A 12794-nucleotide genomic window follows, 5' to 3' on the forward strand; every position below is an offset into this window, starting at 1 on the left:
GGTGCAGCTTTGCTAAGATAGCGTTGTCTTTAAAGAATAAGGACATACTAAGAAAAACATTGTTAAAGAAGGAAGGGCGGTATTAAAGATGGCAAATGATGAGGAATTTCGTTATGAAGAATATAAACGGAGCAGACCTCAGCGAAAACGCAGAGGCTACTTTTTTGCTGGCTTAGTTGGTGCAATTATTGGGGCATTAATCATTGTCCTGTTGCTTCCCCGTTTATCCCAATTAGGAATACTGTCCATGCTGCAAGGTTCAAACAGCGGAACAAATTACAGTGGAATCACACAAGGTGTAACTGTTGATGTTGATACAGATGTTACAAAAGCAGTTGATATTGCTGCTGATGCAGTTGTCGGAATAACAAATTTACAAGAGTCAGGTTTTTGGGCAGATGCAAGTGAATCCGAGGCAGGCACAGGTTCTGGAGTTATTTATCGCAAAAGCGGAAATGCTGCTTATATCGTAACAAATAACCATGTTGTAGAAGGAGCTTCAGAGCTTGAGGTTACCCTTGCAAACGGTAAAAAAATTAGTGCTGAGCTTATCGGTAGCGATATATGGACTGACTTGGCAGTGCTTAAGGTGAGTTCACAGGAAATTACGAAGGTTGCTGAGTTCGGGAATTCAGACGCGCTTAAGTCAGGCGAACCAGTTATAGCTATCGGAAATCCCCTCGGTCTAACCTTTTCTGGTTCGGTTACACAAGGAATCGTCTCTGGGCTCGACAGGACAATTCCAGTTGATATCAATAATGATGGAGTTGCTGACTGGCAATCAGAGGTTATTCAAACCGATGCGGCAATCAATCCAGGTAACAGTGGAGGAGCACTAGTTAATATTAAGGGTCAGCTTATTGGTATTAACAGTATGAAAATCTCTGAATCCTCTGTAGAGGGAATAGGTTTGGCTATCCCTATTAATTCTGCCATTCCCATAATAGAAGACCTCGAGCAGAATGGTGAAGTACAACGCCCTTATATGGGAGTTGAGCTTGAGTCTGTGAGCGATATACCAGGGTATTATCAAGAAGAGGCGCTTAAGCTGCCAAAAGACTTAACTACAGGTGTTGCCATTAAATCAGTCTCTCCTAATTCTCCTGCAGAAAAGGCAGGCTTAAAAGAATTGGATGTTATTGTTGAACTGGATGGTGAGGAGATTACCGATTTAGTAGAACTTCGCAAGCATTTGTATACAGATAAAAAAGTCGGCGATAAGCTTAAAATTAAATATTATCGTGAAGGTAAAGAGAAAACAACAGAACTTACATTAGCAGAAGATAAGATGTAAAGGAGGGGAGATTGTCCCTCCTTTTTTGTTTTATTAAAAAAGGTATTGATTATTAATTGTGGACAATTATTTCCTGAAGAAGTTGCAGTTTCAGCAAGGAATGGTAAGATGGAGTGTGGATAACTTGTTTTGATTATAAAAAGCAAAAATATCCACAGACTAAAAAAGAAATAAATGAACTGAACAGAACAAAGGAGTTTATGAGTATGATATACAGCTGCGAGGAACATGTTGATATAGCAATAGATACAATCGTTAACGAGTATGAAACATTCCCGTCTTTAGAGAAAATAGACGAAGAAAAAAAGTTATCAACAACCTGTGAATATTGTAAAAATAACGCAATATATATTGTGGCGAACAAGTGATTCCATACTATATGTGGATTAAAAATGTGGATATGTGGATAACTTCTGTGGATATATTGTTTGTAAAGTGAGGAATAACTGTGAATATCTCGATTATAACTGTTGGGAAATTAAAAGAAAAATATTTAAAACAAGGAATAGAAGAATATACAAAGCGACTTTCAAGTTATTCTAAAATAGAAATAATTGAAGTGCCAGATGAAAAAGCCCCAGAGGTTTTAAGTGAGGCAGAGATGATTCAAGTTAAGGACAAAGAGGGGGAAAGGATACTTGCAAAAGTGCCGGCTGACGCTCATGTCATCGCATTAGCAATAGAAGGTAAGCAAAAATCCTCCGAAGAGCTTGCCGAAACATTGGATAAGCTCGCAACCTATGGAAAAAGCAAAGTAACCTTCATTATTGGTGGTTCGCTAGGCTTGAGCAGCCAAGTATTAAAAAGGGCAGACGACAAGCTTTCCTTCAGTAAGATGACTTTTCCCCATCAGCTTATGCGCTTGATATTGGTGGAGCAGGTTTATCGAGCATTTCGGATTAATCGGGGGGAACCTTATCATAAGTGAATGATTCTCTCGTTCGCAAGCAAGTGTATGTAAAACATGAGAAATAATCATGTCAGGACTAAATGTGTTAGCTTCTTAGCTAGGTCGAAGTAATGAACTGGCACATAAGCTTGTTCAAGTAGAATATCATGATGGTATGGTAGAAATAGTTACCGGGAAAAGAGAAGCACTTAACAGCTTCTCAACTAAAAAGAGTTAAAAATGCTTATAAAACATTAAAAGCTAATTTTTTGTTCAGTCAGGATAATCTTATTAGAAGGAATATCCTGACTGAACAAATACAAATTACAGCACTCTAAGTCAATTGTAATCACATTTGCTATTAGCTTTTATTTCTTAACAACCGGAATCCACATTTCCCCATATATTAAACCGTTTCGCTGCTCCATCTCAACACTTGCGTTTGGTCCACCAACATAAGCGATATTCTGTTCTTCTGGTAAGACTTGACCAAAGGCAATCCCAGTAAGTTTATTGCTTAGCTCCTCAGCTGTCAGTGCTTCTCCTTTGACAATTAAATAGAATCCTTTAGGAAATTGGATAACTCTAGATTCCTCTTCTGGTAAGGTTGCCTCTGACATGACACCGGCATAATGCATCATTTTGTTATTCACTGCCTCGTTAACAGCAAAAATATAGTCATTTGTAGCGAGTGCTTTTAAAGTGTTAAGTCTTCCATCTTGTTTGACAGCTTCCCAGAAATCTGACTTTTCTTTATTTATACCAGCATAGTCTGTATAATCGCTTTTTAGCTCAATTCCCAAACCTAAAACCGTAAAGCTTTCTTTTTCTTCTAAAGTATACTCTGCCATATTCAAAACCTTCCTTCTTGAAATTTTTCAAATGACTTGTGTTTTCATTTGATGTGTTTATAATAACCTTTAATCATGTCAAAAAATGATACTGTTTAGGAGATCGTTTATGAAAAAAGTTGAACGGATTAATACTGTTATGCGCTATATTAATAATCGTGCCCATTTTACAATTTCTGAAATCATGCAAGAATTTAATATCTCTCGTTCAACAGCTACCAGAGATATCAAAGAAATTGAAAGTATGGGAATGCCGCTTGTTGCTGAGGTTGGAAGGGACGGAGGATATTATGTAATGAACAACTCTGTTTTGCCTAATGTTCACTTTACCGATAGTGAAATCAAAGCTCTTTTTATTGCCTTCATGGCAACAAGAAATCAACAGCTCCCATATCTTAAGAGCAGACAGTCTTTGGCTGAAAAGTTACTTGGCCTTCTTTCAGAAAATCAACAAGATGATTTAGTGCTTTTAAATCAAATTTTACTGTTTGAAGGAACCAATCCTCATAATCCTGATCTTCTTGATTTATCAGATCTTCCACATCCAACATTGGAGAAACTTATCCAAACACTACTTTTGGATAGCTATTTACTGATTACCATTAAAGAGGAGAAGGAAATAAGCTCTTATCCAATTTTTCTCCTGCATCTGTACCGTGAAAAAAGTCTATGGATAATTGAAGGCTTTGATTTAAAAGACGAAAAGAGGAGAATTATTCCTGTCGACAATCTCACCAATGTAGAACCATATCCTACAAAAAATAGAGTAAGTAAGAAAAAGATTTTAGAAAAACTACATAAACAGCAGGAAGTATACAACATTGTCTTAGAACTTGGTCCAAAGGCGATTGCACAATATAAAAAATACCATCCACTAAAGGTATCCATTTCTTATACGAATCCTTATCAAACTGCAGCTATTCTAAAGGTTTTTATTAACGTTAAAAATCCAGAGGAATTAACTGAATGGACAAACTGGTTGCTTTTTTTAGGTAGAGATATCAAGGTCAAGGAATTGCCTGAAGAGGTTTTAGATGATTTGCGAGAGAGATTATGGTTATTTGATGCATAAGCGGTGCCAGCACCTATATCTAAGTTGGAGAATTGTACCACAATTAAACATTAGTATTGCCTATGGTACTTTCTTAAAAGAGGGCATCTTAGAAGGAGTTTTTCTTAAAAAGTTCGCAGTATATAGTATGTAACGTTATCTCGATAAATTAAAAGGCTTGAGCCCCTTAGAATTTTAGAGGTCAAGCCTACTGACACTAAGTCAGTTCTTAATCATCTACACGTTTTGCTCTAGACCGTTTAAACCCGCCGTCCTGCCACAGTTGAAACAAATAGATGATTAACGAAAAACCGACCATCATAGCGACAACAGCTATTGTAGGCAAACTCGATTTACTTGAAACCATTCCTAGCCGTTGCCATATTGGGTAAACTATGTACATAAATCCCCCGTCCAAAAGGATATTAACAATCAAATATATCCAAAACTTCTCATAAGTAAAATGAAATACCCAGATAACAATCACTAAATAGGCTCCATATACCCAAGGAACCGGAATGATTTTATCCCATCCGAACAGACTAGAACCTGTCTCATTCCACCATCCATAATGATGAGCCGCTTGATAGGCCAAGGTATGAATAACGGTCATAAAAAGAGCGACCGGCATGTATCTGCGGACAGTATCCATTTTCAAAAAAAACAAGGAAAGCCAAGGCACTATCAAGAGTGACCAGAGGATGATCTGTTTCATGTTTATTTAATACCTCACACAATAGTTTTATGATTAGTGTTGCTCTCGGTTCTTATATTTATTCGGATGCATCCTTTAAAAGTAACTAAAATATAATTGTGATTCCATATATAATGGAATCTATACATAACAAAAATAATAACGCTAGTTTCCATGAATAAGTATGTTTCTATTTATGAACAAATATGCTCTAATAGGGATAGATAATAGTTCATACAGATGTGAGTAGTTAAAGAAGTGAGGAATTAATGGTGAAAAAATTCAAGAAGTTTTACTTAGAGATTACAAGTGTATGTAATCTTGCATGCAGCTTTTGTCCGCCAACAGAACGACAGAAGCAATTCATTTCTGTGGAGGATTTTTCTAAGCGATTAGACCAAATTAAACCGCACACAGACTATATTTATTTACACGTAAAGGGTGAGCCGCTGCTTCATCCTAAAATAGGCGATTTGTTAGACGTAAGCCATGAAAAAGGGTTTAAAGTTAATATTACAACAAATGGAACATTAATTAATAAAAAGAGAGAAAAATTACTAAATAAGCCTGCGCTAAGACAAATGAATTTCTCACTCCATAGCTTTGATGGCCATATTGGTTCTAAAGATAAGGAAGGGTATGTGAGAAGTATTCTTTCCTTTATTAAAGAAGCTACAAGCCAATCTGATATGATAGTTTCCCTGAGATTATGGAATCTCACTCAAGATAATACGACGAATTTGGAAAGAAAACGAAACAGAGAGTTGCTTGAAATTATTGAGAAAGAATTTGAGTTAGACTTCAAAATTGAAGAGAAGGTCACACCAGGGAGCGGTGTTAAACTAGCGGAACGCATCTTTATTAATCAAGATTACGAGTTTCAGTGGCCTGCATTACATGAGGAAGAAGATGATGGAAAGGGCTTTTGCTATGGTATGCGTAATCAAGCAGGTATTTTAGCAAACGGAACGGTTATTCCTTGTTGTTTAGATGGTGAGGGAGTTATTAACCTTGGTAACATTAATGATAATTCATTTTCTGATATTATCGAAATGGATAGAGCAAAAAATCTTGTAGAGGGTTTTTCACGAAGAGTGGCAGTAGAGGAACTCTGCAGAAAATGCGGATATCGTAAAAGATTTGGAAAATAGAGAGGCAATTGAGCAGGAGGTAGTGAGTTAGTTAGATAACTCACTACCTCCTTTAGATTTTATAGACTAAAAACAGGTGAATATATTTGGAAAAAATAATGTTTCCTGTATCCTCCAGCTCCAATTGATTAATAATAAAATCAATTGGAGCTGGAGGAGTGGAACACAATGACTGTCAGTGGATTAAAACAAACCTATCTTAAAGTATCTGGTATCAACTTATACTGTGAATACATATTGAATGATAAACCACCAATTCTTTTGATCCACGGCTTTGCATCCTCAACTTATACGTTTCGACGCATTGTACCTTTATTGCAAGAGCATTATTCTGTCGTTGCTGTTGACCTCCCTGGATTTGGGAAAAGCGAGAAATCGACTTCGTTTATATACAGTTTTCAAAATTATGCGAAGCTAATGTTAGAATGCATGGAACAGTTTGGATACTCTAATGCTCATATTGTTGCTCATTCGATGGGAGGTCAAATAGCGCTTTATATGGCCATGATGGCTCCTGAGAAAGTTAATAAATTAGTTTTATTATGTAGTTCTGGATATTTGAAACGGGCGAAAAAACCGCTCGTTTTCACTTCATATTTACCTTACTTTGAGAAGCTTGTTTATCATTATATTCAAAGAAGGGGTGTCATACATCATTTGAAAAATGTCTTTTTTGACCAAACATTAATCAATGATGAAATGATTCGAGAATTCGGTAAACCGCTGGATGATATGGGATTTTATAAGGCTTTAATCCGACTCCTGCGACATCGTGAGGGAGATTTACTGCCAAAACAGCTGAATGATATACAAGTGCCAACATTATTGATATGGGGCGAGGAAGACCGTGTTGTTCCAGTGGGGGTAGGAAAACGCCTTGTTAGTGATTTACCCGATGCACAGTTAATTACCTATGAAAAGACAGGACATTTAATTACAGAGGAACGTCCAGAGCTTGTTTTTAAGAATATCATGATGCATATAAACTGATAAAGGCAAGTTAATGTAAAAAAGGTGCTTGATTAAGCACCTTTTTTGTTAATTCATTAAGATAGTTTTTCTTTGGCTGCTTCATAGTAAGGGTCGCCAACCTCTAGAATAAATTGCAGAATGTCTTCTGCTGCTTTTGTATTGATAAAATTGCGTTGACTAACAATCATTTCATTTAGTTTCTCACCATTATTTTCAAGTAAACTTGTTAACGTATATTTAATTTCCTTTGGTTTTTTACAGACTACGCCTAAATTAAAGTTCTCTGCAAAGGTTGGATTATCCTCTTCCTGACCTGGCAATGCTCCCGTAATAATAAGTGGCGTATTGGTAGCTATTGCTTCAAACATGACGTTAGGACTTCCTCTAGTAAAGGCAATATCTGCTGAAAGCATGAGATCTTGGATGTTTTTCGTGAAACCATAAATCTCTACTCGATCACCATATTTGGCCTTAAGGGACATTTCCAGCTTGGTTTTTAGATTTAGATTTTTTCCAGCTACTATTTTAACGTTACAATCAAAATGGTTCAGTAAATTTTCAGCTATTTTCTTCATATTACCAACACCTTCACCACCGCTCATAATTAAGCATGTTAAAGATTGGCCTTTTTTATAAAATTTACGATGATTATAACTTTTAGGGAAAAATCGGGATCGGACAGGAAAACCGGAAACCTTTATTTTCTCATCTGGAATCCCAAATTCAATGCATTTATTTTGAGCTTCAGAGGTAGGGCTGATAATATAGTGTGCTCTTTTGTCTGCCCAAAGAGGAAAAATATTCACAAGATCAGCAATGAGAGTAAAGAAAGGAATATGAATATCCTGCTTTTCTAAAATATTTAAGATAGAACCATTAAAGTTAGGATGAACCGATAAAATCATGTCTGGTTTTACATCTTCCAGTAATTTTAGAAAATTATCTCTAATTAGTGATTCAATAAAATTGTCTACTAGATGGGGCTTCAATGCAGATAGTTTCCAAATCATTTTCCAAAGATTTTCAGAGTTTCTTGTGATAGGGCCATAGGATTGACCAATTTTTAAAAGCAAGCGTTTACCGAGAGAAAATCCATCTACTACAAAAATTTTCACATCATTATGAGATTGAACTTTTTCACACAATGATTCTGTGATGCTTTTATGCCCATGTCCTGTAATATCAGAGGAGATTATCAGTAATGTCTTTTCCATAGAATCAGCCCTTCTTTAAGATTGCTTTATTTTTTAATTGTTTTATAACTTGCTTATATTGTTTCAAGGAGTACAGTGTACCGATAAAACAGTCTCTAATCTTGTGATCGGATGATACAGAAAGGATGGCAAGAATGGGAAAAAACTTATTGGTACGAAAACGCAGATCCTTCCAATAGACCAAATATCCATTCTTTCTTTTAAGAACAAATGGGTATGCATATTGGGTACTAGAAAGAAAATCGGAAATAAGCGGGTGGCTTTTACTGTCTGTGACTATTTTTGGATATTCTATTTTCTTTACAAGAGAGTGATCGACCTTAAGACTGCCATTTGAGTAAACTCCTAATAAAAAGTCTTCTTTCGTCTCAATGATAACGTCCCAATGAAACAAGGAAATACGTGGGATTATTTTAATTCGAATAGAGTGATGAAAATGCAGATGCAACGTTCTCTTAATTAAAACGGTCGACAGAGTTCGAACAGCAAGATATAGAATAATAAAGATATAAATAATTAAAAACACTTTGCCCATTTCATAAAACGGCAACAGGCAAAAGCCCAGCAAATGTACGAATAGGATAGTAGGATCTACTAATGGAATGGAGTCAAAGGCAATCCATTTTTTCGAGAAGGGCAGTAAAACTTGAGTTCCATGAACATTGAATAAATCAAAAAGCACATGCAAAATAACAGCTAAAAATGTCCATAAAAGTAAATGAAGAAAGGAAGATTCCGGGAAAAAGGCATAAATAATACCTGAAACAGCGAGACTCCATAATGGCAATGCTGGGAGAGAATGGGATAAGGAACGGTGATTTCGGATATAACTTCCTTTGCCCTTCATACGATAGATGAAGTCAAAGTCAGGAGCATTTGAACCAATTACTGTTCCAAACATAACAGCTTGTGACAGGGCAGGTTGATTAGCAATAACAGGATCAATATGAGCAAGGGCAGCTAATCCAAAACCCATAAAAATGTGAGAACTTGTATCCATATAATCACTCCTTATCATTTTTCAATATAAATCATTTTGTATATAGGTAAGTCCTCTTCATTATATTTGGTATGTGTTCCTTCATTCGTGATTTAATGTAAAGATTATGTAGAGATTCTTCTTTTTGATTTTTTCCATGGCAGGTAAATCATAAATGTTCGAACAATTATCTGACCTAAATTACTTTGGATAGGTTAACTTTTTTGAAATTTAAATTTATAGGGTTTATTGAAGTAAAGTGTTCTAATTTAGAAGCTTTATTTTTTTAATGTTCACCAAAGTGAATATTTAAAGCAAAAAATGAGTTAATATAGTAGAAATGAATTATTGGCTTATAACACACCTATGGTAAAATGAAACTATATTTTTACTTATATTTTTTGGAATACTCTAAATGTAAGGAGAATTTACCTATAATAGAATGTAATTAAAATAGTAATGATCAAACTATTTCTAAGTTCTATTTTTAATTTTAGTATTTTAATATTTGTAAGTGTCGTTTTTTTCTTAAATAAGAGTGTTAGAGGAGAAGTTATGAAGATAAAAATAGCCTGTTATGGTTCTTGTATTACTAGAGACAACTTTAATTCTAAATTAAACCCAGATTATAAAAGTATTTATGAATGTGTTGCAACTTCTGAGCACTCATCATTAATAAGTCTTGTAGCTCCAGAAGTAAAGTACGAGGATAATACCTTAGATCTTACTTTAAGTAATTTTGATTCTAGGAATAGAAATATTGTAATGAAGGATTTCGATAGGTCATTTTTAAATGATTTAGTAAAAACTCAGCCTGATTATTTAATTATGGATTTTTTCCCTGATGTTTTTTTTGGTGTTCTTTTTTCAGAGGATAAAATTATGACACATAATGATTGGTTATTTCTTAATACCACTTTTTATCAAGAACTTCCAAATAAATTTGTATTAAAACTAGTTAAGAATTCAAAGGATTATTTAAGTATCTGGATACCAGCTTTTGTGAATTTTATGAATTTCATGAAAACTAATGTGCCTAATTGTGAGATTATTATTAATAAAGCAAGGTTTAGTAATCGTATTTTAGATAATGATAGTATTCAGTACTTACCTTCTCTTGATAATCATAATGAAATTTGGAAAATACTAGATAACTATGTGATTTCAAAGTATGGACTAAGATATATTGAAATGGACCATTCTAAATATTATTTAGCTAAAAATCCAACTCTGGGTTGGAAAGTTTTTCATCTTCATTACTTAGATAATTATTACCAAGATTTTTTAAAAAATTTAAATCAAATGGTAATATAAATTTCAAGGAAATATTAAAATAAACAGAAATATGCGAAAAACAGGAAAAAGCTGAGGTTGCAATTCTTACTTGTGACCCCAGCTTTTTTAAGAGTAACCTAGGAAAGGACAAAATTCATTTCTTAAACATAAAAACTACTTTCTACTAGCAAATCACACTAGCACTGTTTAAAATCAATCACCATCCGTCCTTGAATCTTACCATGCGCCATTTCCTCAAAGACATCCTGTACTTCCTCTAAGCAGCGAGATTGCACAATTGGAACTACTTTTCCTTCTGCTCCGAATTGGAACGCTTCTTCTAAATCTCTGCGTGTGCCAACTAATGATCCGACTACTTCTATCCCATCAAGTACAAGGCGTGGAATATTTAAGTCCATCGTCTCTGATGGCAGGCCGACTGCGACAACTTTACCACAGGCGCGGACTCCGTTGACGGCAGAGTTAAATGCTGTTTTTGAAACAGCTGTTACAACTGCTGCATATGCTCCACCGAGTTGTGCTTGAATGATTTTATCAGCATCCCCCTGTGTGACAGGATTGATTGTCATATCTGCTCCTATTTCTTTAGCTAATGTTAATTTATCATCATTAATATCTACTGCAATAACTTTTGCGTTAAATACATGTTTAGCATATTGGATAGCAAGATTTCCTAATCCGCCACAGCCATATATTACAATCCACTGACCAGCTTTTATGTCGGAAACTTTAATCGCTTTGTAGGTAGTAACACCTGCGCACGTGATGCTGCTAGCTTGTGCTGGGTCTAGTCCTTCAGGCACTTTAACTGCGTAATCGGCTGTTACGATGCACTGTTCAGCCATCCCTCCATCGACACTGTAGCCAGCGTTTTGGACGTTGCGGCAAAATGTTTCTCTGCCTGTTGTGCAGTATTCACATCTGCCGCAGGCTTGGAACATCCAGGCAATACTGACTCTATCGCCAATCTTTAAGCTAGTGACGTCATCTGCAATTTTTGATACAACTCCAATCCCTTCATGTCCAAGGATCCTGCCTTCCACATTACCAAAATCACCAGCAGCCACGTGCAGGTCAGTATGACATACTCCGCAGTATTCAACATCTACCAAGGCTTCACCAGATTTTAGCGGTCGCAATTCCTTTTCAATAATCTCAATGTTTGCTTTAGATTTTGGATTAACTACTACTGCTTTCATAAATGTGATTCACTCCTTTAGTGATTAAGAATATCACTAGTTTCCTTTAACCTTATTACGGGTTCATCATAACACGGAAATCCACCATAAAATTGTGAAATATTGAACAATTTATGAATTTATATTTTGTTTATATTTGCGATATAAGGAGTTTAGTATTGGTCTCTAAAATAAAGGTAAGCAAATGATAAAGGAGAGGAATAAATATGGAGAAAAAATTTAAATTGGCAGCAGCAGCTTTTTTAAGCTCAATTACTATTCTTACGGCATGCAGTGATACAACAAATAATGAAACGAAATCAGACTCTGCAAAGACTCAGCAGACAGAACAGGAAAGTGTGGTCCAACAAACAAAAGGTCAAGAGATGGCCGATATACTAGGCATCACAAATTGGCAGGGTACTCGTGTTTATGATAAAGATAATAATGATCTTACAAAGGAGAATGCTAACTTTATTGGCTTAGCAAAGTATGATTCAGTGACTGGACATTATGAATTTTTTAATGCCGAAACTGGTGAGACACGCGGTGATGAAGGCACGTTCTTTATGACAAATGATGGTGCAAAGCGTATACTTATTTCCAGTACAATGAATTATCAGGCAGTTGTTGATATAACAGAATTGGAAGCGGATATCTTTACTTATAAACGCATGGGGAAAGATGCGGATAACAATGATATAGAAGTTTTTGTTGAGCATATACCGTATGATGAAAATGAGCTAACCTTCACAACACCAGCGCAAAATTTAACGGCTTCTACAGGGGATATTGTTACAGAGGAAGATGGAGATAATATTCTTGGCAGTACGTTATGGCAAGGTACAAAGGCTGTTGATGAAGAAGGCAATGATGTTACTATGTATAATGAAAACTTTATCAGCTTAGCAAAGTTTGATAAATATACAAATCAATATGAATTTTTTAATCTGGAAACAGGGGAAAGCCGCGGCGATTTTGGTTACTTTGATGTAACCAATGATAATAAAATCCGTGCACATGTTTCAATCGGTGAAAATAAATATGGTGCAGCGTTAGAGCTTACTGAGTTGAATGAAAATAGATTTACTTATAAACGTGTCGGGAAGGATGCTGAAGGAAAAGACATTACCATTTTTGTAGAGCATGAACCATATAAAGGAGAATCAAAACCGTCCTTTAGCTTTTAAGAAAGCATTGACTATCTCCTTTATAAATGGAGAAG

Annotated in this window: 13 protein-coding genes; 8 read left to right on the top strand and 5 right to left on the bottom strand. The window is 35.4% G+C overall.

The features are described 5' to 3' along the window. Nucleotides 1-88: 88 nt before the first annotated feature. The 3 genes from ACLIJJ_RS09955 (at nt 89) to rlmH (ending at nt 2222) form a co-directional block, all read left to right on the top strand. Nucleotides 89-1294 carry a S1C family serine protease gene (locus ACLIJJ_RS09955; protein ID WP_233319055.1) on the top strand — a complete coding sequence of 402 codons (1206 nt, stop codon included), beginning with the start codon at nt 89-91 and terminating at the stop codon, nt 1292-1294. Nucleotides 1295-1500: 206 nt separating this feature from the next. Then, nucleotides 1501-1662 carry a CxxH/CxxC protein gene (locus ACLIJJ_RS09960; RefSeq protein WP_192486417.1) on the top strand — a complete coding sequence of 54 codons (162 nt, stop codon included), beginning with the start codon at nt 1501-1503 and terminating at the stop codon, nt 1660-1662. A gap of 80 nt (nt 1663-1742) precedes the next feature. Then, nucleotides 1743-2222 (top strand): 23S rRNA (pseudouridine(1915)-N(3))-methyltransferase RlmH, encoded by a 480-nt coding sequence (gene rlmH / locus ACLIJJ_RS09965; RefSeq protein WP_192486400.1) that lies wholly within the window; start codon nt 1743-1745, stop codon nt 2220-2222. Between the two features lie 329 nt (nt 2223-2551). Here the strand turns inward: rlmH and ACLIJJ_RS09970 are convergent, their stop codons facing one another. Beyond that, nucleotides 2552-3034 carry a GyrI-like domain-containing protein gene (locus ACLIJJ_RS09970; protein ID WP_411410821.1) on the bottom strand — a complete coding sequence of 161 codons (483 nt, stop codon included), beginning with the start codon at nt 3032-3034 and terminating at the stop codon, nt 2552-2554. Nucleotides 3035-3143: 109 nt separating this feature from the next. Here ACLIJJ_RS09970 and ACLIJJ_RS09975 point away from each other — a divergent pair, with 109 nt between their 5' ends. Further along, on the top strand, nt 3144-4106 hold the full coding sequence (locus ACLIJJ_RS09975) for a helix-turn-helix transcriptional regulator (RefSeq protein WP_411410822.1): 963 nt from the start codon (nt 3144-3146) through the stop codon (nt 4104-4106). Between the two features lie 208 nt (nt 4107-4314). Here the strand turns inward: ACLIJJ_RS09975 and ACLIJJ_RS09980 are convergent, their stop codons facing one another. Continuing rightward, on the bottom strand, nt 4315-4800 hold the full coding sequence (locus ACLIJJ_RS09980) for a hypothetical protein (RefSeq protein ID WP_192486409.1): 486 nt from the start codon (nt 4798-4800) through the stop codon (nt 4315-4317). Between the two features lie 251 nt (nt 4801-5051). Here ACLIJJ_RS09980 and ACLIJJ_RS09985 point away from each other — a divergent pair, with 251 nt between their 5' ends. Next, a complete protein-coding gene (locus tag ACLIJJ_RS09985; protein ID WP_233316168.1) occupies nt 5052-5930 on the top strand; it encodes a radical SAM/SPASM domain-containing protein in 879 nt (292 codons plus the stop codon). 168 nt (nt 5931-6098) lie between these two features. Further along, nucleotides 6099-6920, top strand: coding sequence for an alpha/beta fold hydrolase (locus ACLIJJ_RS09990; protein WP_192486411.1), 822 nt, complete (start codon nt 6099-6101; stop codon nt 6918-6920). A 56-nt stretch (nt 6921-6976) separates the two neighbouring features. Here the strand turns inward: ACLIJJ_RS09990 and ACLIJJ_RS09995 are convergent, their stop codons facing one another. Both ACLIJJ_RS09995 and ACLIJJ_RS10000 read right to left on the bottom strand, forming a co-directional pair. Next, entirely contained in the window at nt 6977-8116 is a 1140-nt protein-coding gene (locus ACLIJJ_RS09995; RefSeq protein ID WP_192486412.1) for an MGDG synthase family glycosyltransferase, read from the bottom strand. 4 nt (nt 8117-8120) lie between these two features. Continuing rightward, nucleotides 8121-9116 carry a metal-dependent hydrolase gene (locus tag ACLIJJ_RS10000; protein ID WP_411410823.1) on the bottom strand — a complete coding sequence of 332 codons (996 nt, stop codon included), beginning with the start codon at nt 9114-9116 and terminating at the stop codon, nt 8121-8123. Between the two features lie 534 nt (nt 9117-9650). Here ACLIJJ_RS10000 and ACLIJJ_RS10005 point away from each other — a divergent pair. Beyond that, a complete protein-coding gene (locus ACLIJJ_RS10005; protein ID WP_237942169.1) occupies nt 9651-10409 on the top strand; it encodes a DUF6270 domain-containing protein in 759 nt (252 codons plus the stop codon). A gap of 158 nt (nt 10410-10567) precedes the next feature. Here the strand turns inward: ACLIJJ_RS10005 and adhP are convergent, their stop codons facing one another. After that, nucleotides 10568-11590, bottom strand: coding sequence for an alcohol dehydrogenase AdhP (gene adhP / locus ACLIJJ_RS10010; RefSeq protein ID WP_411410824.1), 1023 nt, complete (start codon nt 11588-11590; stop codon nt 10568-10570). 206 nt (nt 11591-11796) lie between these two features. Here adhP and ACLIJJ_RS10015 point away from each other — a divergent pair, with 206 nt between their 5' ends. Continuing rightward, on the top strand, nt 11797-12759 hold the full coding sequence (locus ACLIJJ_RS10015) for a DUF4822 domain-containing protein (protein ID WP_411410825.1): 963 nt from the start codon (nt 11797-11799) through the stop codon (nt 12757-12759). Nucleotides 12760-12794 lie beyond the last annotated feature (35 nt).

It is taken from the genome of Niallia laureatilytica (assembly GCF_046613985.1).
Lineage (GTDB): Bacteria > Bacillota > Bacilli > Bacillales > Cytobacillaceae > Niallia.

Excerpts from the sequence above, each read along its gene's own strand:
- ACLIJJ_RS09955 (WP_233319055.1), top strand. The coding sequence starts at position 89 with ATGGCAAATGATGAGGAATTTCGTTATGAAGAATATAAACGGAGCAGA.
- ACLIJJ_RS09960 (WP_192486417.1), top strand. The coding sequence starts at position 1,501 with ATGATATACAGCTGCGAGGAACATGTTGATATAGCAATAGATACAATC.
- ACLIJJ_RS09970 (WP_411410821.1), bottom strand. The coding sequence starts at position 3,034 with ATGGCAGAGTATACTTTAGAAGAAAAAGAAAGCTTTACGGTTTTAGGT.
- ACLIJJ_RS09975 (WP_411410822.1), top strand. The coding sequence starts at position 3,144 with ATGAAAAAAGTTGAACGGATTAATACTGTTATGCGCTATATTAATAAT.
- ACLIJJ_RS09980 (WP_192486409.1), bottom strand. The coding sequence starts at position 4,800 with ATGAAACAGATCATCCTCTGGTCACTCTTGATAGTGCCTTGGCTTTCC.
- ACLIJJ_RS09990 (WP_192486411.1), top strand. The coding sequence starts at position 6,099 with ATGACTGTCAGTGGATTAAAACAAACCTATCTTAAAGTATCTGGTATC.
- ACLIJJ_RS09995 (WP_192486412.1), bottom strand. The coding sequence starts at position 8,116 with ATGGAAAAGACATTACTGATAATCTCCTCTGATATTACAGGACATGGG.
- ACLIJJ_RS10000 (WP_411410823.1), bottom strand. The coding sequence starts at position 9,116 with ATGGATACAAGTTCTCACATTTTTATGGGTTTTGGATTAGCTGCCCTT.
- ACLIJJ_RS10005 (WP_237942169.1), top strand. The coding sequence starts at position 9,651 with ATGAAGATAAAAATAGCCTGTTATGGTTCTTGTATTACTAGAGACAAC.
- adhP (WP_411410824.1), bottom strand. The coding sequence starts at position 11,590 with ATGAAAGCAGTAGTAGTTAATCCAAAATCTAAAGCAAACATTGAGATT.
- ACLIJJ_RS10015 (WP_411410825.1), top strand. The coding sequence starts at position 11,797 with ATGGAGAAAAAATTTAAATTGGCAGCAGCAGCTTTTTTAAGCTCAATT.